Source organism: Acidobacteriota bacterium (assembly GCA_040754075.1).
Classification (GTDB): domain Bacteria; phylum Acidobacteriota; class Blastocatellia; order UBA7656; family UBA7656; genus JBFMDH01.
This window is the reverse complement of sequence record JBFMDH010000021.1, coordinates 1-25048: the sequence shown is the minus strand read 5'-3', so window position 1 is coordinate 25048 and position 25048 is coordinate 1. Positions and strand designations below refer to the sequence as shown.

The following is a 25048-nucleotide window of genomic DNA, read 5'->3' as shown; positions in this document are numbered from 1 at the left end:
ATTTATGGTTGATTAAAACCTTGCAACTTCTAAAGACTTACTGAGACAGGAGAAAGTGTTTGGCTTATTCGACCCTACCTCGCCTGAAAAATAAAAAATCAATTGAAGAATTGCAGTCTATTGAATGGGCTGCCGGATTGGCACTGGTCGCTTACGGACTGAAAATCGGCATTCGCGCCAATGATGCGAAACTGCTGGAGCGGTTGCTTGACCATTTGCCGCCGAATTGGCAGGTCGCGAAATCGCCTGTGGTTGATAGATTATACTCAATCGTCAAAAGCAAAAAATCTCGTCAACCGCAATTGCCATACACGCTTTACCGCGATGATGAAAAATTGCTGGCTACGAAAACCCTCAAAGGGCTTGGCGATTATTTTGAATCCGATGTGCAGTTATATGTCGCAGAGTTTGCGCCCAAGCGGGTCTTTATTCATGCGGGCGCGGTCGCCTGGCAAGGCAAAGCGATTATCATTCCGGGGCGCAGTTTCAGCGGCAAAACCTCACTGGTTGCGGCATTCATCAAAGCCGGGGCGACCTACTATTCCGATGAGTATGCGGTTTTAGATGAACGCGGACTGTTGCATGCTTACCCGCGTAAACTCTCTGTGCGTGAAGGCGAGCGATTTCAGGGGATTAAATATTCGGCAGAAAAATTGGGCGCAACCGTTGGCAGCAAACCTTTGCCTGTAGGGGTGGTAATCGTCAGCCGTTATCGTCGCGGGGCGCGCTGGCAACCAAAATCCCTGTCTGCCGGAAAAGCGATATTGGCATTGCTAAACAATACGGTTTCAGCCAGGCGGCAACCGGAGATAGCCATAAGCACCTTGAAGCGGGCAATTAACGGAGCGCAGTTGTTGAAAAGCGCGCGTGGAGAGGCGCGGGAAGTGGTGGAACAATTAATCGGAATGTTGAAGCAAGGGGACATAAAAATTTGATTTGACAGCAGTAATCCACCCGTTGTACAAAACATCTGGCTAAACTAACTACCTCTACAGTTTTAAAACCATTTGCCCGACCTTGGAGAATTCATGATGCATAACTCAAATTCCGTTCGACCGCTAGCGAGAAAAGACGGCATCGTCGTCCAGGAATTATCCGATGAAACCTTGGTTTACGATTTAACCTGCGATAAAGCGCATTGTTTGAATCAGACAGCGGCAATCATTTGGAATCATTGTGATGGGACAAAAGAGGTCGCGGAACTCGCGCAAATTCTATCCGCGCAATCGGGGCTTCCGGCAGATGAACAACTGGTATGGCTGGCGCTTGACCAACTGAGCAAAGCGCATTTATTGCCCAAAGCAAAAAACCAAAACGGTCTATCACGCCGAGAGGTTATTAAACGTGTCGGCATCAGCGCCGCGATGGCTTTGCCGTTGGTTACCTCTATCGTTGCGCCATCGGCGGTACAGGCAGCAACCTGTTTCCCAAGTGGGCAACCCTGCACATCGAGCGCAGAATGTTGTAGCGGAATATGCAGCAGTAATGTCTGCGCTTAATGGTCGGGCGCGATGAAATTATTCAGGTTGAATGAAAGCCGCGTAACTTGCGCGGCTTTCGGTTTTTGAGCATATCCAACGGCTTGGGTTTTGGTTTAATATCTTCACTCAGTAACTCCGCATGACTTACCCTGAAGACAACGCGAAGCCGAAAGCTAGGGGTCGTTTGCTTGCCGAATTTCTTTCGGGATGCTGGCGCACTGTTCCTGCGCCGCTCGATTTATCAGCAAGCGAACTGGCTTTGTTGAATCCCTTGTTGCAGGGGTCGGGAGCAAGCGGGCTTGGTTGGTGGCGGTTGCGCGATTCCCCTTTCGTTCACAGCGAAACCGCTATGGAATTAAAACAGGCGTATCGTCGTCAGGCGCTTGATGCAGCGCGGCGCGAACTTGATATTCAACAAGTATTTTCATTACTGCGCAATGAAGGTATCGAACCACTGCTGGTCAAAGGCTGGGCAGTGGCGCGACTCTATCCGTCAAAAGGGTTGCGACCGATTGGCGGCGATATGGATTTGATTATTCAGCCCAAACACCTGGCAAGCATGAAAACTTTTTTGCAACAGCCGGACAATCGGAAATATTGCCTTGACCTGACGCACGAAGAAATTTTCGATTGGAGTGAAGCCGATTTTGAAGATGCTTTTATCCACGCGCAAAGCGTTCGATTGGGTGAAACCGAGGTGCGGGTGATGGGATGGGAAGACCATTTGCGTTATCTGTGCCAGCACCTTTTGCGACATGGCGTCTGGCGTCCGTTGTGGTTATGCGATGTGGCGGTGATGTTGGAAAATCGCCCGTCGCCAATTGACTGGCAACGCTGCCTTGGTAAAAACAGACACATCGCAGACTGGGTTTTGGGGGTGATGCGATTGGCTTATGAATTACTCGGAGCCGATGTCAGCGATTCGCCTGCCGAAAATCAAAAATTGCCGCACTGGTTTTTATCAACCGTACTCACGCATTGGTGTCAACCGACCACCGCAGAGCACCGACCGCCTGAATTGATAGCCGTAACTCTTCGCCACCCGCGCCGGCTTCCGCAGGCTTTGCGGGCGCGTTGGCCCGATGCCATTTCAGCTTCATTTAGAATGCGCGCGCCGTTTAATGAATGGCCACGACTGCCATTTCAACTCGCTAACTATGCGCAAACCTTTGCGCGATTTTTTGGGCGTGAGGTGGCTTCATTATCCGCTAAAACGCCAGGCGATTGAGCCGGTCAATAGCTCATAATCGACAGGCAGTTGGGAGAAAAACCATATGCAATTTTTTAATCAACTCGGCGAACTCATTGAACAACGATGGCGCGATAAAAATTACGATGAAACCAGTTTTCCCGAAATCGCCGCTGCCGCTTTGAACGAAATGCCGCCGCACCGGCACATCGCAACCGACGCCATCCTGCAATGGGTACAGGCGAAAAATAATTTGCCGCGTCAGATGGATGTCGAAGGGCGTTTCGGCAATCCGCCCATCACGCTCTATGTCGGGCAGCGGTTTTATATTGATGTCTATTTCTGGCTGGATGGCACCACCTCCATTCATCAGCATTCGTTTTGCGGCGCATTTCAGGTTTTACAAGGCTCAAGCATTCACAGCCGTTATGATTTTGACCTTGAGCAAAATATCAACCAGCATCTGGCAACCGGACAGGTGCAATTCAAAAATGTCGAATTACTGCAAGTCGGCGGCACGCGCCAGATTGCTTCGGGCAAGCAATTCATTCACGCCTTGTTTCATCTCGACAGACCCTCGGCAACCATTTGCGTGCGCACCCCGCAGGATATTAAAACCCTCCCGCAATACGATTATCTGAAACCTTACCTGGCGCGCGACCCGTTTTTTCGCAATGAAATGCTCACCAAAAAAATGCAGACCTTGAATCTGCTCTTTGGCATGAAGCATCCCGAAACCGATGCTTTTATGGGTGAATTGATTTCCACTGCGGATTTTCAAACCACCTTTTCGGCGCTCGATATGGCGTTTAATTATCTGACCGCCGACCCGACGCAGACGCTATTTAAATTGACCGGCGGAACCGAACGCTTTCAACGATTGCTTGAACAGGCGCGCCGTCGGCACGGCGAGTTGATTGATTTGATTCCCCCGGTCTTTGACGAAATCAAGCGGCAAAATGCCATCGTCGGCAAACGCGCCTATGTCAGTGATAGCGACCTGCGGTTCTTTCTGGCGTTGCTTTTGAATGTTCCCGATAAACGGATGATTCTTGAACTCGTTAAACAACGATTTCCGGAAAGCGAACCGGCAGCCATGATTGGTGCATGGGTCATGGAACTCGCCAATACCAAAGCCTTCGGCACAACGGAGCCGAACCTTTTGGGCATCGCCGATTTCGATGAAGATTATCGATTCGTTTTGGAGCGATTGATGGAAGGCAATACGACTGAGCAGATTCAAACCGCCATTAAACAGCAATTCCCGACCGATTATGGCGAAAGTTTGCTTGAAGATTTGGAGATGATTTGCCGGCAAGTGCGCGAAGCCGGTTTGTTCAAAGCGTTATTTGCCGAGCAGGGTTAAATCAACCGGCAGTGCCGCAGCCTTTGCGTTGCAAGCGAAACGCAAAAGGCATCAACATTTTCGTCTATCGCATCAAGCGATTTCCCGTCAGGGTTCAACCATCAAAGGGCGGAGTTTGTTTTGAAGTTGCGCTCTGCATTATTTCATTTGAAACCATGAAATTTACTCTCAATCTGCAAAGTTTAATCGCCAGAATCGGATTTTTAGTTGTCGTTATCCTCATTGCGGTTTTTCTGGTTGATGCCATCTTTAAACATTATGTGGTCGGCACCCTCACAGACGACCGCCAGCCGCTTAATCGCAATAAATTACTTTCAGCCATCGGCACATTTCCCGATTCGGCGCGACTCAATGCGCGGCTTGCCGAAGCCGAACTGTTAAACATCAATGCCGACCGCGACCTCGAACGCGCTGCCTATCACGCGGCGCGCGCCACCAGTCTTTCACCGAATAATTATGAATATCGTTTGCTTGCGGCTTCGATTGAAGAATTGCGCGGCAATCGCGAGGTTGCCGAAGCGGCGCTGAGAAAAGCGCAGGAACTTGCGCCCGCGAATTCCGAAGTGCACTGGCGCATCGGTAATCTCCTGGTGCGCAAAGGCAAACTTGCAGACGCCTTGCCGGAATTCAAATTGGCTTTATCAACGCGCAATGAATTCGTCGGCAATACGCTTGATTTATTGTGGCGCGCTTCGGGCGGCAAAGTCGAAACCCTGGAATCGGTCATCAGCGAAAACACCAAAGCGCGCATCGCGCTCGCGCAATTTCTGGTGAATCAAAAACAGGTGGATGCGGCAGCCAGAGTTTTCGCGGGGCTTGACCGCAAAGCCAAACTTGCCGCGCCCGAAAGCGCGCAAATCCTCGACCGCCTGATGCAGGCAGGGGCGCTCATTGAAGCCAAAGAACTTTGGGTCGGCTTGGTGAGCGAGACCCCTGTAAACAGCAATGATTTCATGTGGAATGGCGGCTTTGAATCCGACGCATTAAAAAATTTCGCACAGTTTGATTGGAACATCAGCCGTTCGGATTATGCGCGGTTCAGTCTCGATACGGCGGTGGCGCATGGCGGTTCGCGCTCACTTAAAATTGATTTTGTTGGTAAAGACACGACACGACTCGAGAAAGAGATTAAACAGGTGGTTGCCGTGAGCGCCGGAAAAAAATACCGCCTCGAATGTTTTGTGAAGACCGATAAATTCACGGCATTTTCCGCGCCCAATGAGTTGCAGGTCGTGGTGGTTGATTTAAAAACCAATGCGGAGATAGCCAAATCCGAGGCGATTCAAGCAGGAACCATTGATTGGAAACGCCTGACTATTGATTTTGTTGCGCCCGATGTACCCCCCAACGGTTTACTCATTGCCATTCGCCGCTTGCCGCAATTCAGCTACGATGAACCCACGAAAGGCACTGTGTGGTTCGATGATTTCAGCCTGAAAGAAGAGTAGATAGAATACAGGATTCAGGATTCAGGGAAAGGAAAGTATGAAGTAGGAACGATGAACGATGAACAGAAAGCGGTTTGCAATTGCTCATTTAAACAGTGGGTTGCAGTTGTTCATCGTTTAACATTTCGCCTTCATCGTTCATACTTCCGCCTTCATCGTTTCTTCTCCCCTGACTCCTGACTCCCGTATCCTGAATCCTAAATCTTGAATCCTGAATCCTGAATCCTGCATCCTGAATCCTAAACCATGACCCGATTAATCACCCTTGGACTGCTGCTCGCCGTTGTTTTTTCGACGCTTGCGCATGGAACAGTTGAACCTTGGTCAATAGCGATTTTGCAGGGATTGATAACCGCGCTTGGGTTGCTCTGGGCAATGCGGATTTTTCGCGATAAACAAATCAATCTGTTTATGCCGCAAACCGCGATGCCGATTTTATTGCTGGTGATTTACGGGTTCATTCAAGGGATGGCGTTTACTGATGCCAATGGCACCCGCGCCGGGCTTTCATCGGATGTTGAAGCGACGCGCAACGCGACCTTGATGTTGCTGGTTTTATTCATTGCTTTTTTAATTGCCGCGAACTTTTTAAATGGACGTGAAAGCCTGGGACGGCTGTCAACCTTTTTGGTATTTTATGGGGTATTGCTGGCGACCTTTGCGCTGATTCAACATTTCACCTGGGAAGGCAAATTTTACTGGTTTAGGGAAACCAAAGGTTCGGCGTTTGGTCCCTTTGTCAATCGCAATCACTTTGCCGGATACCTGGCGATGCTCGCGCCGTTTCCTGTGGCGATGATTATGGCGCGCGGGGTTGCGCGTGACCGCTGGATTTTCTACGGATTTGCGGCGATTTTGATGGGCATTGCGATTGTGGTTTCCAGTTCGCGCGGGGGCTTGATCAGTCTCACCCTCGGACTGCTGTTTGTATGGCTGATGAGTCGTCGTTTGCAGGTAAAAGGCAAACCTGCGCAACCGGCGATGGCTGAAAAAACTATCTTGGCGACGGTGAAACGGATTGGCTTGGTGACCCTGGTAATTGCCGTTGTCAGTGCAGGGGTGATGTGGATTGGTTCCGAGCAGGTGATCAATCGCGCGGCGGAAACTGTCGGGCAACTATCGACTTCGTCGACGACCCAGGAGAAATATTTTTATCGCAGTTGGATATGGCGAAATACTTGGGATATGATTAGCCATCGCGCGCTTTGGGGCAATGGATTGGGCGCTTATGAAACGGCTTTTCCGCGATATAGCGCCGCAAATGGAGAGATGGTCATCTCGGAAGCCCACAACGATTACCTGCAAATTTTAGCCGATTGCGGAATCATCGGGGGGCTTCTGGCGGGGTGGTTTTTGATGGCTCTTGGTCAAGCTGTTTGGCGAGCTGTGCAATCGCGTGATGCAACGCTGGCAGGCGTTGCGCTGGCTTGCGGCGGCGGCATTTTCGCCTTACTGGTACATAGTTTTTCGGATTTTAATTTGCAGATTCCGTCAAACGCGCTGTTGTTTTTAGTTCTTGCGGCAATCGTTTCGCATATTGGTGAAAATCAAGCGCCTGTGACGACCTGAGCTTTGCTTGCGGTATGCAGGAAAACATAATTCTTATCAATTGCCTCCAGCTTTAGCTGGAGGATGAGAGAGGCGGGTTATCTGGCTTGAGCCAAAATTTAAGAATTAGGCTAAAGCCCGGAGTTTAATTGCTCTGTTTATGGAGGCAACTCAAGAAACTCTGTCTTGACTTACGGACAACCGCTTTCTACTAAATCTTCCGAGGTTTTTTCGGCTAAAATTCAAAACGTTTTGCCTCTACTGATAATCAGTGAATGGGTTTTACAGGAGTAGCAGTATGAAGTACGGTTCACGAAATTCTCACCCATCTGCTTTGGTGATGACGTTGATGGCGTGCCTGGTGTTGTTGACGCATACGCTAACGCTTGGGGCGCAGGAACGGCGTCAGCCTAATCTCAAACCACCTGCGCAACAAGGCAGCGAAACCGTTACCACCGGCGTGATTATTTCGCCTGATGAAGATTATCGCGTCGGTCCAAGCGACGTGATTGATATTCAGGTCGAAGATGCGCCGCGCCTGTGCGGGTCGCATCGCATCAGCGCCAAAGGCAATATCGTGCTGCCTTTTTTGAAACGCATCAACATTCTCAATAAAACCACCGAAGAGATAGAAAACCTCATCGCCGATGGATTGCGCGGCAGATATTTGAAAGACCCGCAGATTCACGTCACTGTGCTTAACACCTACAGCCGCATGTTTTTTATTCAAGGCTCGGTGCGCCGTCCCGGCACTTATTACATCGAAGGCAAACCCACACTGGTGAAATTGATTTCCGCGGCGGGCGGACTCAATGATAATTACGGCTCGACAGCTTATATCTTGCGAGAAATCAAAAAAGAGAAGGATGAAATGCCTGAGGTCAACAATGTATCGGCAAATCCGCATGCCAGTGTGACGCCGCAACCGGCTGCGCAAACCACACAGACCGGTGAGAACAAACCGGCTGACGCGCAAGATGCGAACGATAATGCCGATTACGATTTGATTCCCGTCAATATGGGCAAATTTCTCAAAGGGCAAATCAATGATGTGACCATGACATTGCAGCCCGGCGACATTATCAACATTCCGACCACCGATGTTTTTTTTGTTGCCGGTGAAGTTTATCAACCCGGCGAGTTCGCCCTCAAAGAAGGCACGACGTTGCGACAGGCGATTTCACTGGCGCAGGGCACGACCTTTCAGGCAGCGCCCGGCAAAGGGGTGATTTTCCGCGAAGAGCAGGGTAAAAAACGTGTGGAAATTCCTGTGGATATTGGCGCGGTGATGAACGGCAAAAAAGATGACATCGCCATCCTGCCCAATGATATTGTCATCGTTCCCAACAGCCGCTGGAAATCCGTGACCGGCGCGGTGCTGCGCGCCTTCAGCACCAACTCGGCGCGTCTGCCGGTGCGTTATTAATTTTAAACTTACTGGATTTTATTTCGCCCCGAACGCTCAGCTTTTCAGGAGACTCGTCTATGTCTGACGAAAAAGACGAAAAGAATGAACTGGAAAAAATAGAGGCTCAAGGCAGCAATCCGAATGACCTTGAGATACTTGCGCCACGTTATCCTTCACTGGCTGGGCAATTGAATGCCGGTTCCTATGGCTACGGGTATGGTTACGGACAGGAAGATGACAACCATCGTCTGCGCGATTTGTTGCGCATTGTGCGCCGTCGCAAATGGTTGATTCTCACACTGGTCTTCATCATCACCACACTGGTGACGATTGAAATGTACCGCACCAAATCCACCTATGAATCTTCGACCTTGATTGAAATCGGCAAAGATACCAATGTCAGTATGCGACCGGGCGATCTGGCGGTGAACGAAGAATACGACCCGTTTTATCAGGTCAATATCAAAACCAAAATCCTGTTTTTGAAAAGCCCTGCGCTGCTTGAACAGGTGGTCGTCAATCAAAAGTTATACGAGAATCCGAAATTCCTGAATTCGGGCGGCAAAAAATCCATCAGCGAAGCCTTGCAAACCATCTTTGCGCGATTCAAACAAAACGAAGAGCCGAAAGTCGAAACCGTCAATCTGGTGCCGCAGGAAGACATCAGCCCCGATGACCATGAAAAATTATTTCCTTATGTGGGCGTCATTCTTGGCGGATTGAATGTTGAACAAATCAAAGATACCCGCGCCATCAAAGTTTCGTTTACCCATAATGACCCGAAAATTGCTCGACAGGTGACCGCAGGCATTGCCGATGCTTTTTTGGAATCGAACTTTGAGCGCAAAGCCGGAAAGTTCAAACAAACCGCACACTGGCTGGATGAATCGGCGGCGAAATTAAAGGCGCAGGCAGAACGCGCCGAGCAAGACCTCGCCAATTATGCGCGCACTCACAACATCTACAACACCGAAGGCAACAATACGTTAGCTACGGAAAAACTGACGCGACTCCATGACCAGTGGCTCAAGGCGCAACAGGAAACTTTGTTAAAGCGTTCGCTTTACGAAGAGGTGAAAGCCGGACGGGTGAGAGATTTGCCCGAAGCGTTTGCCGATATGGTGTTCAAATCCGCGCCGCGTCTGCAAGGTTTGCAGGTGCAACTTGCGGAACTCGAAAAGAAACGCGCTTCGCTCAGTACCAAATACGGACCCGAATACCCGGACGTGATTGAAAACAACGAGCAGATTGCCGCCGTCAAAGCGCAGATTGCCGAAAACACCCGTCTGCTTGAACGCCAATTGCAAGCCGATTATGAACGCGCGGTTGCCGAAGAAGCGACGATTAAAAAACAACTCGATGCGGCAAAGATCGAAGCCGTACAACAGAATCAGGACGCCGCCGATTACAATATTAAAAAGCAGGAAGTCGCCACCAATCGCAAACTCTATGACGACTTCATGCAAAAAAGTAATCAGGCGAATTTGCAGGTACAGGAACAGCAAAATAATTTGCGCATCATTCAAGCCGCACAGTTGCCTTTGGGACCATCCGGCCCCAATCGCTTTCGCGCCATTTTACTGGGATTCGTTTTAAGTTTAGGCGCAGGCATTGGACTCGCGCTCTTACTTGAATATCTCGACAACACCGTGAAGACGGTTGAAGATGTGATGCGTTACGCGCAACTTCCGGCGCTCGGCATTATCCCCGCAACCCTCGGCGCAGGTTCGCGTAAAACCATTGCAAAAGGCAAAGGCGCAAGCAATGGCAACGGCAAATTGCAACTGGCAAGCAGTGGCACATTGCCGCGCAGTGCCCAACTGATGGCGCTCGACCATCGTTCATCGGCTGCTGAAGCTTATCGTGTGCTGAGAACTTCGGTCTTGCTGTCTACCGCAGGACAGCCACCGAAACTCATCCTGGTTACCAGCGGGCAACCGGGCGAAGGCAAAACCACCACCGCCGCCAACACCGCCATATCGCTTGCTCAACTCGGTGCTTCAGTGTTGATTGTCGATTGCGATTTGCGCCGTCCGGCGATGCATAAAGTCTTCGGGCTGGACTCTTCCATAGGGCTTTCAACCTATCTGTCGCGTGATGTGGCGCTCGACCGTGTGATTCAAAAATTGCCGGTCGATAATCTCCACTTTATGCCGAGCGGTTCGATTCCACCGAATCCGGCGGAATTGATTAGCTCTGAACGAATGCGGGAGATGCTCGCGACGCTTGCCAAAACCTATGACCATATTCTGATTGATTCGCCGCCGCTCATTAACGTCACCGACCCGGTGATACTTTCGACAATGGTGGATGGCGTGATGCTGGTGGTTCATGGTGGCAAGAGCACGCGCGATGTCGTGAGACGCGCGCGGCAGGAACTTGCAGCCGTCGGCGCAAAGGTTTTCGGTGTGGTGTTGAATAATGTTGATTTGAAACGCGATGGTTACAGCGATTATTACTATTACCGCTATTCTTCAGGCTATGGCGCAGCAAACGATGGCGATTGAGAATCAGAAAATCGGGTGACCCCATCATTCATTGGCGATTTGAAAAGGCGCGAAAATTCTAAGGGATTTGCGCCTTTTTTAATTTGTTGCAATCGCCATCCGCGAATCTTTTAATGTTCAAACGCGCGTCATTGCTCTTTCACACGCTGAGGTATTCCAAACCGAGTCAGCTTTATCTCAAATTTTTTGGACTGGCGAAACATCATCTGAAACTGGTTCGCGTGCCGGATGCGCCGACGTCATTAAGCGGTGAACTGCATCCGGCAGTTGCGTTCGTCTATCACGATGACGGCAACCGTCGCGAGCAAATTAAACGGGGCGAGTTTCGCTTTCTCAATCGCCCGGAAAATCTGGGTGTGCCGGTTGATTGGCAGGCGGCGCGCTTGCCCGCGCTCTGGCAATACAATCTGCATTACTTCAATTATCTCTATTTGCTCGAAGCCGCAGAGCAGGCTGAACTATGCAGCGATTGGGTAAGGCAAAATCCTATGCAAAGCGGCACGGGGTGGCACCCGTTTCCAACCTCGCTACGCATCGTCAACTGGTGCAAAGCCAATTTTACGGATGCCGGATTATTAAAGAGCCTTTATCAACAGGCGGCGTATCTCTATCGTAACTATGAAGCGCATCATCCGGGCAATCATTTACTTGAAAATGCCCGGGCATTGATTTTTGCCGGAAATTTTTTTGCAGGGCAGGGCGAAGCCTCTCGCTGGCTCGAAAAAGGCTTAGCGATTTTTCGCGAGCAAACGCCTGTACAGGTTTTAAGTGACGGCGGGCATTTTGAGCGCAGCCCCATGTACCATGCCTTGATGCTCGAAGCCTATCTCGACATCATTAATATTTTGCCTGCCGATGCGCCTGACAGAAATTGGTTGGTTGAGGCGGCAGGTTCGATGAGCGATTTTTTATTTTCGCTCACTAAACCCGATGGCGAAATTGCTTTATTTAATGATGCCACGCGAGAGATTGCCGCGCCGCCCGCCAGGCTTTTGAATTATGCGAAAGGCTTGCTTGATTACGAAGCGAAAAAGAAAAATCAGTTCATCGAGTCAGGCTATTTTATTCACCAAAACCCCGAAGTTTATTTGATTATTGATGGCGGGCGTATTGCGCCGGATTTTTTGCCGGCGCACGCGCACGCCGATATTTTCAGTTTTGAACTGTCTATCAATGGCAAACCTTTTGTGGTTGATACAGGGGTATTTGAATATCAGGCAGGCGCGATGCGCGATTTTGTTCGCAGCACGCGCGCTCACAATACCGTGTGTATTGATAACCAGGATCAAGCCGAATGTTGGGGCAGTTTTCGCGTGGGTCGTCGTTTTCTCCCCTTTGCTGTGGCATTCTCAAATGCCGATGGGCAGAGCCAGTTTTCCGGGCGCTTTGCGGGTTACGCTAAATTAATTGGCGATGGCATCATTCATCAGCGCATCATCGCGTGTGATGATAGTCGGCGAGAGATTAAAGTGGAAGACGTAATCGAAGGCAGCGGCGAGCATCTGGTTGAAAGTTTGCTCCACTTTCATAACCAGGTGGACATTGCGGTGCAGGGAAATGAATTAACCCTTTCCAATGATAATGTCAGTTGTCAGTTGTCGATTGAGGCGGCTACCTTTCACCTTGAAGATTCGTGGTATTGCCCGGAATTCGGGTTGAAACTAAAAAATAAGGCACTGGTTATTGGCAGCAGGAAAAAATTGCCAACCCGATTTGCGCTGACATTCCGATATTAATGCAAGCCTCCGATACCGTTCATCAATTAAGAGAGCATAATGAAAGTTATTGAAACAGAGATTCCCGAAGTTTTAATCATCGAGTCGCAAGCCTTTCGCGACGAACGTGGTTTTTTCTTTGAAAGTTACCATCGTCGCAAATTCGCCGAGATGGGAATTCAGGATACGTTTGTACAAGACAATCACGCGATGTCTCAGCGCGGAATTTTGCGCGGCTTGCATTATCAAATCAAACATCCGCAAGCCAAACTCTGCCGGGTGATTCGCGGCGAAGTCCTGGATGTGGCGGTCGATATACGGCGCGGTTCGCCGCATTTCGGCAAACATGTGCGCCTGATATTATCCGCCGAAAATATGCGTCAGATTTATATTCCTGCGGGATTTGCGCATGGTTATGTGGTGCTTTCCGACACGGCGGAATTCCTCTATAAATGCAGCGATTTCTATTATCCCGAATATGACCGGGGGATTTTGTGGAATGACCCGGAATTGGCAATCGACTGGGGCATTACGAATCCTCAAACTTCCGAAAAAGACCGCCGTCATTTGCCGCTGTCGCGGATTTCAGCCGAAGATTTACCGTCGTACTGAAATGCCTGATGTGGTTAATTGAGCAGTTGCTAACTGGCGCTAAAAAATTAACTTTTGAAATGAATTGACTTTTGCGAGTGATTCTAATATTCTGGACGCGCATTGCGCATTGCGCTAAAGATTTCCGGGTTCTTGTTTTTCACAAGAATTTTGTAGGAGGCACAATGAGAAACACCAGATTTTTTATGAATTTGACGAGTCTGTCACTGGTTGTCGCAACCTTCACTTTCTTTACGTTGACATCCTATGCAACGCCGAATGTGGTGGCTCCGGAACCTTTACCGGCAGCCGATGGCACCTTGACCGCAAGCGGTTCGGTTTCGATTAACGGCAATGCCGTAAAGACCGGCGCAACGGTTCTAAGCGGCAGCACGATTTCGGTTGGCGGCGATGGTATCGCGGTGATTGATATTCCGGGAATCGGACGGGTCACGGTCGGACCCAGCACCAATGCTACGCTGACCTATTCATCCGGCGGAATTCTTGTGAAGACCACCTGCAACGATATGCGTGTAACCGTCAATCGCGGTCAGGCGACGGTGACCGGCAACAATATCAATAAAACGTTGACTGCCGGACAAAACGAATATTTCAGTTCGCCGGTTGATACCAATGCGATTGTTGGTTCCGATATTGCGGTCAATTGCGGCAACGCCGTGATCTGCGGACTCGGCGAAATTCCCGCCGCGGGTGGCAAACCGCTCTTTCTGGGCGCGGGACTTTTAGGATTGCTCCTGCTGGGTGGCACTGCCGCGGGCGTCACCACAGGGGTGATCAGTGGCGGCGGTTCAAGACCGCGCGTCAGCCCGACAGCTCCCTAACCTTCGGTTCATCTTTATCAACGATTATCTGGCTAGCGCCTCCGAATGAGACACCGGAGGCGCTAGCTTTATCATTTCTGCCCCCGATAAATGGAGGTCGCTTGGCTAGCGAGATATGCCCTGAATGCGGTTATCCACTGCACCGGTCACACAGTCGCGGATTTAATGAAAAGCTCATTCGCAGTCTCACCAAGGCAAAAATTTATCGCTGTCATGAATGCGAGTGGCGCGGCTGGGTTTCTAAAGGCGCGCCGCGTAAAGTTTCGCCGCTGTTACAGAGATTGGTGCCTATTGGTCTCACGCTGCTGGTGACCTTATTGATTTCATTACTGGCAATCTATTTTGCCGGGCAATCCTGAAGCGCAGATGCGATGCTTTATTCAGGTCAATCAACCCTGCCCCACGACTTCACTGGTGTAATCAATTTGGCAATTACGTCTTGATTCGCCTTGGGGTCTTTGTCACAATAAAAACCCGGCTGTAAAATTTACAACCAACTGTCTGCCCCCTGCTTCACCAACGACAAAGACAGGGTTTAAGCTTTGGAGGTCGTCGCTTGAAACTCGCAGTAAAATTATTTTCACTGGTTTTCGCCTTGTTGCCACTGGCTTTGAATGCTCAGGCGCAAGACGCATCCGGCATCGCCTCTGTCACCTTAGGTCCTGAGCAGATTGGCAAAATCCGAACTTCGCTCAGTATCTCCACGCGCATTGCTTTTCAACGCAATATCAAAGAGATCGTTTGCGGCGATTTGTATGTTGATGGTCGAGGCACCTATGTGATTCAACGCGGCGGCGCAAACGGCGAACCGAGTAATGATTTTTTTATTAAACCGGTCAATCAAAGCCGAACCGTCAGTAATATGTTCGTCAGAACCGATGACGGTCACGTTTACAATTTCGATTTAACCGTTGTTGCCAAACCCGAACAGGCGCATCGCACAGTGAATGTTTACGACCCCAAACCGACAACCCCGACATCGCCAAATAACAATCCAGCAGCAGCTAACAATCCCGAAAATGCCCCTTGCCCGAATGAAGCCGATATAAAAAAGAAAGAGAGCGAAATGTTACAGGGCGCGCAAACCAAAGCCGACGACATCGTTCGTCGCGCCCGCGAACAGGCTAATCAGATTATCATTGATGCCGAAGCGCAACGCGCCGAAATGAATCGCGACAACACCCAACGCGGTTCACAGGAAGCCGAAGCCCGGTTTCGTCAAGGCGTCATGGCCGGCATACAGATTACCGGGGTAAAAAATTCTTCGGCGACATTCGATAAAATTAAAGTGCTGCTCGATTCACAAATGCTATCGTTTGACGGGAAATATTATTTGCGCTACATCATTCAAAATCTCAAATCGGGCGAGTTTGCCTTCGGCTCCATCTCGCTTGAAGCGGGCGCTTCCAAACAAACGATTCCGGTAGAGTTGACGCAATCGAAACAGGAAAATTCACTGGCGTCGGCGGAATCGCTTACCGGGGTGCTGGTTTTTGACCAGAAGATGGTGGCTCCGAAAGACAAACTCTTTTTCGTTATTCGCGGAACCGACGATACGGAAATCGGCAGAATCAATATTCAGTAAAACTTTTTATGTCGAGATTATTTGTTGCATCATTCATCCTATTGGCTTGTACGCTTGCCGCGTCGGCGCAAAACCCTTTGACGCCGCCTGAACGTTCGCCCATTCCGCTGACCAGTGATGAACAGGAACGCCGTTTAAAAGAGGAACGTGAAAGGAATAAACTGCCTGTTCAACCCAATACTGCTGCGGCAAGTACCATCAAAATTCCTACAGCCGTATTGAGCGGCAATATCTCATCGGGCAATGCCGAGATTGATTTGATTGTCATGCAGGCAGCCAGACAATTTGCCCTCGACCCCTATTTGATTTTTTCATTGATGCGTCAGGAATCAAGTTTCAATCGCGGCGCGGTTTCACCGAAAGGCGCATCGGGCTTGATGCAGTTGATGCCGGCGACGGCGGCGCGTTTCGGGGTAAAGAATATTTTCGATGTGCGGGAAAACATTTTCGGCGGTTCGCGATATTTGCGCTGGCTGCTGGATCGTTTCAATGGCGATGTGCGACTGGCGCTTGCCGGTTACAATGCCGGTGAAGGCGCTGTTGAGTTTTATGGCAATAAAATCCCGCCGTTTTATGAAACGCAAAATTATGTCCGCATCATTTATACGCGCTACGCCAATTTGCGTCTCGGCGGCGTGCCCTCACCGGTAATTTCGGAACCTGCAAAACCCTCTGCGGCGACGGCGGAAAAAGCTCCCACATATAATCAGATTATCGTCTTTACTTCATCAAGCGGCGATGGCAAAACCGCCAAAATGCAGTAAGGGGTCAGGCCGTTTCATCTGCTATCAACCACACAGTTAACGGGGAAAATATGGGGCATCGGTTATTGGTCTGTTTGTTGATTGTTCAATTCGGCGTTGTCGCGACCCTTTTCGCGCAACAAGGGGCTAACCGCGATGAGGCGGAACGCGAGCGCGTTAAACGGGCTGTCGAAAATAACTCTGTCGCCGGTAAAGATGAACCGGCAACCCGCATCGAAAAATTTTTGCATCGTAAAAATGTTTTGCTCATTAAAGAAATAACCTTGATTGGCGCGGTGCCCGGTCAGGCAGGGAGTGAAGTGCGCATTGAAACGCTTGCCATTTCACAGGTGGGTGAGGTGAACAAAGTATACGGTCTCAGAATCACCCGCGCGGCGGCGCGCGGCGACCACGTTGGCTTTATTGACTTCGATGAACTGGGCGCTTTACAAACGGCGTTCGACTATTTATTGAAAACCTCGGGTGATTTCAAAGCGACAACGGTTGAGAGCGCGACGGCGACAACCGAATCGCGCAATGAAACCCTGAATAGCGCCTCAACAGAGATGGCGATAACGACGCGCGATGGATTGAAATTCGGTTTAATCCAACAGGGTAAACAGCAGACCGGCTTCATTCAAATCAATGGGTTGTCGGAATCAACGGTTTCATTTGGCATTGGGGCGCTCGGTCGTTTGCGCAATTTGCTTTTGCAATCGCGTCAGGCATTGGTGATTGCGGGCGCGAAATAAATGCGCCTAAGAAAAAACGCCGTTTTATTTTGCTTAAAAAACTTAGAATAATGAGTTTAACTTGACGAATATTGGTGTGGGCAATAAACTTGGGGCTTGAAAATATTCTAGTTCCAATCCCCTTGTTATAGCCCTTACCTTCAGGAATACATTCACATTTGAATTTGGCTGGAGAGAGCTTGACTGGTCGCCGGTTTTCGGGGGAGCGAATTAAGGATTTGTCGTATCTGGTGTTCTATTTTCATTTGTTCGTCGAACGATGAAAAACGGTTTAAAAAGTTTGCTTAACGTCAGCAATTCTGCAGGTCTGCTCCTCATCTACATCTCTAGCGTTAGTTATAAAGTTGCGAAGCCTTGTATAAAACCTTCAGACAAGGGTTGTCAAAAATGTGTAGATACGCAGGCAGTTGAGCCTTAACCGATTGAGAATTTTTTGAAAATTGCAGTGCCGCAGTGGCGGTTTCCCTACGGGGTTTAAATATTGACGGTCGAAGTGTCTCTACACCCGGACGGTTTTCGGCTTTAGCGAATTGATGAATGCATAAACGACCTGATGCGAAAAATTTTTGATAACCTGGCGGTTGCCATTTTTTTATTGACCGTGATGTTTACGGCGCTTGCGCAAGGCACGGTCGAAGCCTGGTCAAGGGCGATCTTTGAACTTCTGGTGGTGATATTGGCGCTCGTCTGGGCGGGCAAAATAGTGGTTGAAAAAAAACTTGCCATTCAATTGCCGGATACGGCATTGCCCTTATTTAGCTTCTTTTTACTCGGCGTCTTCCAATGTCTGGCGTTTACCGGCGCGAGTGGCGAAATCGCGAGCCTTTCGCGTGATGTTGAAGCGACGCGCAATACGGTTTTTTTATTTCTGTTTTTACTCGGCGCTTTTTTGATTGCCGCAAATTTTTTTGTTGAAGCCGGGCGGCTTCGCCTGCTTGCCAATTTTCTGGTGATTTACGGATTTGCGCTGGCGATGTTTGCTTTGCTGCAACATTTCACCTGGAACGGCAAATTTTACTGGGTGCGTGCCAACACCCAGAGCGCCTCGCCGTTTGGTCCCTTCGTCAATCACAATCATTATTCGGGCTATATGGAACTGCTCATTCCGGTGGCAATCGCCCTGGCAATGGATAAAGCAGCGAAATCCGAAGCGCGAATTTTTTACGGGTTTGCCGCTTTTGTGATGATGGTATCGGCAGTCGCGGCGCTGTCGCGCGGCGGCTTCATCAGCCTTGCGGCAACCGCGTTATTTATCGGCTTGTGTAAATTGTTCGCGCATTCAAAAGCGCGCGCTTATCAAGATGCGAGGGCAGCGTGGCATGGGCGACAAGCAAAACCGGGACTTCGGCTTTTGAAGACCTCAGCTTTGCTCGCAGCAGTATGCGCAGTGGCGCTGTTAGGGTTGATGTGGATTGGCCCCGACAGATTTTTAGGGCGGGTTACCGGCGGACAACTCGTCAGCAGTAATCAGGGGGAAGAGAGTTTTTTTACCAGTCGCGGCTGGATTTGGCGCGATACGCTGCTGATGATTAAAGCGCATCCGTTGCTCGGTGTCGGACTCGGCGCATACGAAACCGCTTATGCGACTTACAGTGTAAGCGACACGGTTTTATTGGTTGGGCAGGCGCATAACGATTATTTGCAGGTTCTGGCAGATGCCGGGGTTGTAGGCGGCGCATTGGTAATCTGGTTTCTGGTCATGATGTTCAAACAGATTTTAACGGGTTTGCAAGCGCGCGAATCGTTTAAACGCGCGCTGGCGCTCGGCAGTGGCGCAGGAATTTTTGCGATTCTGGTGCATAGCTTTTTCGATTTCAATCTGCAAATTCCCTCGAGTTCACTGGTGTTTTTAACCTTGCTTGCGATGCTCGGACAAACAGCGAAAAAAACCATGACGGAAGGACGCGCGCTGCAAACGGTTTAATGATGGGTAAGCCGGGAGGGAACGGCACAACATACGAAAATTAACGAAAAACTACGAAACCCATTATCCGAATATTTTCGCTATATTCGGTAATCGCATTTGCCTTTGATTGCAAAAAAAACTGCATACCCGATAGTCCATTGATGGCAAAATAAAATTTCGTGAACGGGTTTGAGTTTTGGGTGAATGTGGTAAAATGCCGGAGGCTTTTTTAGGTGTCATGCTCTCCAATCAAATATGAGGTTTTACCTCCCTGTGTTAAATGACATGCTCTCAGGAGGTTTGGCAATGCAGAGAAATGTCAAAAGATTTACCATGCGACAAGTTAGATTTTTGAATGATTTTTCATTCCGGGTTGGCGTGTTGGGCATTTTATTATTGGCTAACGGGTTTTCGGGAATCGCCCAGCAACCGCAAGCGAAACCGCAAGCGCCCGCCGCGCCGACCAGTAAGCCTGCGACCACAAGCGGCGCTGCTCCGTCTTCAGAAATTTTCGTAGTATCGCAAGATGATTATCGCATCGGCATCAGCGATGTTTTAGAGATTGTCATCGAAGACGCGCCGGAACTTTCAAAAACTTACACCATTGAAACGGTCGGCGGCTTTACTATGCCTGTGGTTGGTAAAGTCGTGGCGGTAAACAAAACGCCGGAAGAAGTTTCCAATTTTATTCGCGAAACTTTAATCAAAGAGGACTATCTCAAAGACCCGCACCTGAGCATTACGGTCAAAGAATACAACAGCCGTCAGTATTTCATTCAAGGCATGATAAAAAATCCGGGCGTGTACAAAGTGCGCGGGCAATTGACCCTGTTCAAATTGATTTCGATTGCCGGTGGGGTAGCCGATAATCATGGGGCGTTGGCGCAAATCGTCCGCAACCGACCGGCATCGGCTGCAATGTCCAGTCCGTCAGCGGTAGCCGAACCGGTTGGGCAATCTCAAAATACCGAAGCCGCACAGGAACCGGTTGGCAATTATGAGTTGCTCACCGCCAACATCAACGGACTGCTTTATAAAGGTCAGTTCGATAAAGATGTCGTCTTACAACCCGGTGACATTGTCAACATTCCACGCTCCAATATCTTTTTCATCGGCGGCGAAGTGAATGCGCAGGGGCAATATCCTTTGAGCGAAGGCACAACCTTGAGGCAGGCAATCGCTTTTGCGGGTGGCACCAAACCGAAAGCGGCGACCTCGAAAGCGGTGATTTTTCGCCGTTCGCGGGAAGACGGCAAACAGATGGAGATTCCGGTCAACATCGATGACGTGATGAAAGGTAAAAACGACATCGCGTTGCAGGCGGACGATTTTATTGTTGTCCCCAGCAGTAAAATGAAAGCTTTCGGCTTAACCTTACTGAATATGGTGGGCGCGCCGTTGGTGCTGCGCGGAACCTATTAGCAACGATTGCAAAAATATTCACACACCAGGAGCGGTCTTTGACCGCGATGTGCTGCGGGATGGCGGTCAAAGGTCATCTTTTTACCAATAATAATTAGAGAGAGCAGGTGTTGAAGGAGAAAACCGGTGGAAGATAAAGAGAGAAGAGTGGAGTTGGAACGGATTCCATCGAACGAGGAAACGCCGCTTGCGCGACCCGGTTACCCGCGCGCGTTTTATCCGCCCGATGTAGGCGGCGGCTATGGATATGGTTACCCGGAACAAAAAAGCGGACTCAACTGGCGCACCATCTGGCGCACGGTCTATAAGCGCAAATGGCTGATTCTGGTGCTTACTTTGATTGTCACTTCGGTTGCCACGGTTGAAATTTACCGCACCAAATCGACCTATCGGGCGACCGCTTCAATTGAAATTCGTCGTGATACGTTTGCTATGGCTGGCGCAAACATTCTTGTCCAAGCCAATGACCTGGATACGATGAACACCTATCTGTATACGATTAAAAGTCGCCCGCTGTTGATGCGTGTCGCTGCGGATTTGAAACTCGACCAGAACCCCAATTTTTTTGATGTCACCAACCGCAAATCGATTGCGGAATCTATTCAAACCATTTTTAGACGTGTCGGTTCCAGCAACGCGGCAGACCCGTCGTCAATCCCGCCGGCGAACCTCTATATGGAACCGACGGTGAGTCCCACAAGCGCCGATTTGTCGCCTGAAGAGAAAGCCAAGTGGTCGTCTTATGCGGCAGTGATTGCCAGTGGCATCGAAGCGCAACCGGTGCAGGATGCGCGATTGATATTAATTTCTTATACGCATACAGACCCGGTAACCGCGGCTTTTGTCGCCAACAGCGTCGCCAATCATTTCATTGACGAAAATTTTCGCGCCAAGACTGCGAAATACACCAAGACTTCCGATTGGATTGAAACCACGACCCGCAAGCTTGAAGCCAATCTGCAACAGGCTGAACGCGAGATGGCAGATTATTTGAGCCGTCACGACCTGGCATTTTTAAGCGGCGGCGGCAGAGCCGGGGATAACGGGGTGACTCTGGGCAGCGATAAATTTTTCGACCTCAACAAAAAAGTGCAGGAAGCCGAAAACAATCGCGTCATTAAGGAATCGCTTTACGAACAGGTGAAAAAGGGCAACGTCACGGGCTTGCCGCAAGCCTATGCCGACCAGCAGATTGACGAACTACAGAAAAGATTGCGCGAACTTAAAATTAAGGAAACCCAGCTTGCAGGTAAATTCGGCAACAATAACCCGACAATGATTACCCTGCGCGCAGAGATTGCCACCGTGCAAACCCAACTCGAAGACAGCGTCAAACGCCTCGCCGCGAAATTGCAGGTCGAGTATGAAAATGCGGTGCGCGAAGAAAAATTGCTCAAGCAACAACTGGCAAACAGCAAAGTCGAAGCTGATAAACAGAACCGCGACGAAATTGAATACAACACCATAAAAAGTCAGGTGGAAACTCAGCGCAAGCTCTATAACGATTTTCTCGAACAGAACACCAAAGTCGAATTGCAGAAAGCCGAACAGAGCAACAACATTCGGGTTGCGGAACAGGCGGAAGCCCCGGTTGCGCCGGTCGGACCGCAACGTTTTCGCACGATTATCACCTGGTTTTTACTGAGTCTCGCGGGCGGCATCGGTCTGGCATTTTTCCTGGAATCTCTCGATAACACCATCAAGACCGTCGAAGACATCACCAATTATGCGCAACTGCCCGCGCTTGGCGTCATCCCGGCAATCGGCGCGCGTAAAGTGCGGTCGCTGACCGGTGGCAAACGCGCTTCGCCGGTGAAGGCTTTAAGCAAAGCGCCCGCCACAGGAGTGGCAGCCGGGAATTCGCAAATCATTGCGCTTGATACGCGCTCGACCGGCGCAGAGGCTTATCGCGCTTTGAGAACCTCGGTGATGTTATCAAGCGCCGGCGGCCCGCCCAAACGTGTATTGGTTACCAGCGGGCAACCGGGCGAAGGCAAAACCACGACGACCATCAATACCGCAGTGTCGCTTTCGCAACTTGGCGCGTCCGTGGTGATTGTCGATTGCGATTTGCGCAAACCCTCGACCCATAAAGTTTTCGGGCTTGATCATTCGCGCGGGGTTTCGACCTATCTTTCAAGAGATGTCGAACTCGACAGCGTGATTCAAAAACTGCCGATAGCCAATTTGTCGCTCATCCCTTGCGGGCCGATTCCGCCCAATCCTGCGGAACTCATCAGCTCCGACAGGATGAAAGAGATGTTGAAACAGTTATCGGAAAGATACGACCACATTTTGATCGATTCGCCGCCGTTGATGCATGTGACCGATCCGGTGATTTTATCGACGCTGGTGGATGGGGTCATTCTGGTTGTCCATGCGGGCAAGAGCACGCGCGATCTGGTGCGGCGCTCACGTCAGGAATTATCGAGTGTCGGCGCGAAAATTTTCGGCGTGGTCTTAAATAACGTCGATTTCCGCAGCGGTTCTTACGATGATTATTATTACTATCGCTACTACGACAACTATTACGGCAGCGACAAAAACGAAGCCCACGGCGATTGAAGCGGATATGCACGACGTTTGAGCAATCAAAAATGTTTTCGGCATTCAAACTTTTGACCGGCAACAGGCGATGGTCAGCGTACACAGCGGTTTTGACCTTCAGGCATGATTGATCATGACAGGCTATTCAAAGAATTGATTGCAACCTTCTTTCTGGAATTCCTTGAATTGTTTCTGCCTTCGATGAGTGCCTTTATGGATGCCGATTCTATTGTTTTTCTCGACAAGGAGTTGTTTACCGATGTGACATCGGGCGACCGTCACGAAGCCGATTTGATTGTCAAAGCGCGATTCAAAAATCAGGAATCGTTTTTTCTCATCCATGTGGAAAATCAAGCGCAGCCTCAACCGCAATTCGGGCAGCGAATGTTCAGCTATTTTGCGCGGCTTTACGATAAACACCGGTTGCCGGTCTATCCGATAGTGATTTTTTCTTACGACAAACCGCGCCGCAAACAAGCTGCCGCGCATCGCGTAACCTTTCCTGATTTGGATGTTCTGGCATTTCATTATCGGGTGATTCAACTCAATCAATATCGTTGGCAGGATTATGCGCGGACGGAAAATCCGGTAGCCAGCGCTTTGATGGCGAAAATGCAGATTGCCGTCAAAGAGCGCCCGCGAGTGAAATTGGAATGCACGCGGTTGCTGGCAACCTTGAAACTCGACCGGGCGCGGATGCAGTTGATCGCCGGATTCGTTGATAGCTATTTGAAATTAACCGCGGCGGAGATGAAAATGTTTACGCGGGAGTTAAAGCGATTGGCTCCTGCGGAACAGGAGAAGGTGATGGAATTAACCAACAGTTGGATTGAAAGCGGCAGGCGACAAGGTTTGCAACAAGGCAAGCGCGAAGGTTTGCAACAAGGCAAACGCGAAGGCTTACGACAAGGCAAACGCGAAGGCGAAGCGGCGCTGGTGTTGCGGTTGTTGCGCCGTCGGATTGGCGCGTTAGAGCGTGTCAGCGAAGAGCGCATCCGGTCGCTGACGCTGGCGCAAATCGAGCGCCTCGCAGAAGCCTTACTTGATTTTCGTGAACCTCAGGACTTGACCCGCTGGTTGCAAAAACACTTGAAACGTTGAGCAAATGGCGGTCATTAAAAGCGGAATCTTTTTGGAGTGCGGTAACTTGTTACCGCTTTCGCGAACCGGAACTTTTTGGAGTGCGGTAACTTGTTACCGCTTTGGCGTAATCGTCAAAGCCCCGCGGTCATCTATGAGTGCGCCATCTCGCGGCAACGCCTTTGGTGTAAACGCCAAAGCCATTCCTGCTGATTCAGTTGAGCAAGCGGTCTTGGATTGTGTTTATTCAAACTTCGATCTTTTGAGTTATTGAGCAAGCGGTTCCGTCAATCACGTTGTTTTTGTAATGTTTAATGTCTTCGACCTTTTGAATTGTTGAGCAAGCGGTCTCTGACCACGTCTTTGAATTGTTGAGCAAGCGGTCTCTGACCGCGTCTGCGCTGTCCGGTTGATTCAAATAGCGCGCGGCATCCGGCAATTGAGAATCCGGGGTTCTCAGTTCATCGTTCATACTTCATACTTCATCGTTTCCATGAAACCCATCATCCGCGTAGAAAATTTAAGCAAGCAATATCGCATCGGCGCAAAACAATCGCCATATCGTGCCCTTTGCGCTGCTTTTTCAAACAAGTCTTCAAAAACGACGACGGATCAACGGGACACGCTATCTTATGACCGGTGATTTGACGCTTTCGGCAGGCAGCCTCGCTAAATTCTTCCAAAGACGGTGGAGCGTTGAGGTCTATCACAAATCGCTGAAGCAAAATGCCAGTCTGGTGAAGTCGCCGACCAAAAGCGTAGTAATCCAAGGGAATTATTTGTTTGCCTTAAATACACCGTTTTCTAAGTTTTTACGTCTTTTAGTCATTTAGTTTTATCATGAAAAAAGAACATATAAAACTAAGCGAAAAAGATGAGAGTTATTTGACAGCCCTGATCAGCAAAGGTCAACAAAAG

Annotated in this window: 20 protein-coding genes; 19 read left to right on the top strand and 1 reads right to left on the bottom strand. The window is 49.7% G+C overall.

Going from position 1 to position 25048, the window contains the following annotated elements; all coding sequences use genetic code 11:
• The first annotated feature begins 59 nt into the window (after nt 1-59).
• The 19 genes from AB1757_20425 (at nt 60) to AB1757_20335 (ending at nt 24151) form a co-directional block, all read left to right on the top strand.
• Nucleotides 60-935: a hypothetical protein gene (locus AB1757_20425; GenBank protein ID MEW6129418.1), complete on the top strand. Its 876-nt coding sequence runs from the start codon at nt 60-62 to the stop codon at nt 933-935.
• A gap of 93 nt (nt 936-1028) precedes the next feature.
• Entirely contained in the window at nt 1029-1499 is a 471-nt protein-coding gene (locus AB1757_20420) for a PqqD family peptide modification chaperone (protein MEW6129417.1), read from the top strand.
• Between the two features lie 121 nt (nt 1500-1620).
• The gene (locus AB1757_20415) at nt 1621-2709 is read left to right on the top strand and encodes a nucleotidyltransferase family protein (GenBank protein ID MEW6129416.1); all 1089 of its coding nucleotides are present in this window, start codon (nt 1621-1623) and stop codon (nt 2707-2709) included.
• 46 nt (nt 2710-2755) lie between these two features.
• Entirely contained in the window at nt 2756-4036 is a 1281-nt protein-coding gene (locus tag AB1757_20410) for a hypothetical protein (protein ID MEW6129415.1), read from the top strand.
• A gap of 155 nt (nt 4037-4191) precedes the next feature.
• Nucleotides 4192-5484, top strand: a complete 1293-nt coding sequence (locus tag AB1757_20405; protein ID MEW6129414.1) for a hypothetical protein — start codon at nt 4192-4194, stop codon at nt 5482-5484.
• 246 nt (nt 5485-5730) lie between these two features.
• Complete coding sequence (locus tag AB1757_20400) at nt 5731-7053, top strand: O-antigen ligase family protein (protein MEW6129413.1); 1323 nt, start codon at nt 5731-5733, stop codon at nt 7051-7053.
• A gap of 277 nt (nt 7054-7330) precedes the next feature.
• Complete coding sequence (locus tag AB1757_20395; GenBank protein MEW6129412.1) at nt 7331-8458, top strand: polysaccharide biosynthesis/export family protein; 1128 nt, start codon at nt 7331-7333, stop codon at nt 8456-8458.
• A gap of 59 nt (nt 8459-8517) precedes the next feature.
• Nucleotides 8518-10947 (top strand): polysaccharide biosynthesis tyrosine autokinase, encoded by a 2430-nt coding sequence (locus AB1757_20390; GenBank protein MEW6129411.1) that lies wholly within the window; start codon nt 8518-8520, stop codon nt 10945-10947.
• Nucleotides 10948-11060: 113 nt separating this feature from the next.
• Nucleotides 11061-12683 carry an alginate lyase family protein gene (locus AB1757_20385; protein MEW6129410.1) on the top strand — a complete coding sequence of 541 codons (1623 nt, stop codon included), beginning with the start codon at nt 11061-11063 and terminating at the stop codon, nt 12681-12683.
• A gap of 39 nt (nt 12684-12722) precedes the next feature.
• Nucleotides 12723-13274: a dTDP-4-dehydrorhamnose 3,5-epimerase gene (rfbC, locus tag AB1757_20380; protein ID MEW6129409.1), complete on the top strand. Its 552-nt coding sequence runs from the start codon at nt 12723-12725 to the stop codon at nt 13272-13274.
• 164 nt (nt 13275-13438) lie between these two features.
• Entirely contained in the window at nt 13439-14095 is a 657-nt protein-coding gene (locus tag AB1757_20375; GenBank protein MEW6129408.1) for a hypothetical protein, read from the top strand.
• Nucleotides 14096-14196: 101 nt separating this feature from the next.
• The gene (locus tag AB1757_20370; GenBank protein MEW6129407.1) at nt 14197-14454 is read left to right on the top strand and encodes a hypothetical protein; all 258 of its coding nucleotides are present in this window, start codon (nt 14197-14199) and stop codon (nt 14452-14454) included.
• Nucleotides 14455-14651: 197 nt separating this feature from the next.
• Nucleotides 14652-15680, top strand: coding sequence for a hypothetical protein (locus AB1757_20365; protein MEW6129406.1), 1029 nt, complete (start codon nt 14652-14654; stop codon nt 15678-15680).
• 8 nt (nt 15681-15688) lie between these two features.
• Nucleotides 15689-16444 carry a lytic transglycosylase domain-containing protein gene (locus tag AB1757_20360; GenBank protein MEW6129405.1) on the top strand — a complete coding sequence of 252 codons (756 nt, stop codon included), beginning with the start codon at nt 15689-15691 and terminating at the stop codon, nt 16442-16444.
• A 50-nt stretch (nt 16445-16494) separates the two neighbouring features.
• Nucleotides 16495-17175, top strand: coding sequence for a hypothetical protein (locus AB1757_20355; GenBank protein ID MEW6129404.1), 681 nt, complete (start codon nt 16495-16497; stop codon nt 17173-17175).
• 553 nt (nt 17176-17728) lie between these two features.
• The gene (locus tag AB1757_20350; protein ID MEW6129403.1) at nt 17729-19099 is read left to right on the top strand and encodes an O-antigen ligase family protein; all 1371 of its coding nucleotides are present in this window, start codon (nt 17729-17731) and stop codon (nt 19097-19099) included.
• A gap of 288 nt (nt 19100-19387) precedes the next feature.
• Complete coding sequence (locus tag AB1757_20345) at nt 19388-20503, top strand: SLBB domain-containing protein (protein ID MEW6129402.1); 1116 nt, start codon at nt 19388-19390, stop codon at nt 20501-20503.
• A gap of 126 nt (nt 20504-20629) precedes the next feature.
• On the top strand, nt 20630-23068 hold the full coding sequence (locus tag AB1757_20340) for a polysaccharide biosynthesis tyrosine autokinase (protein ID MEW6129401.1): 2439 nt from the start codon (nt 20630-20632) through the stop codon (nt 23066-23068).
• Nucleotides 23069-23173: 105 nt separating this feature from the next.
• On the top strand, nt 23174-24151 hold the full coding sequence (locus AB1757_20335) for a DUF4351 domain-containing protein (protein ID MEW6129400.1): 978 nt from the start codon (nt 23174-23176) through the stop codon (nt 24149-24151).
• A gap of 226 nt (nt 24152-24377) precedes the next feature.
• On the opposite strand, the gene AB1757_20330 is transcribed toward AB1757_20335, so the two are convergent.
• A complete protein-coding gene (locus AB1757_20330; GenBank protein ID MEW6129399.1) occupies nt 24378-24602 on the bottom strand; it encodes a hypothetical protein in 225 nt (74 codons plus the stop codon).
• Nucleotides 24603-25048 lie beyond the last annotated feature (446 nt).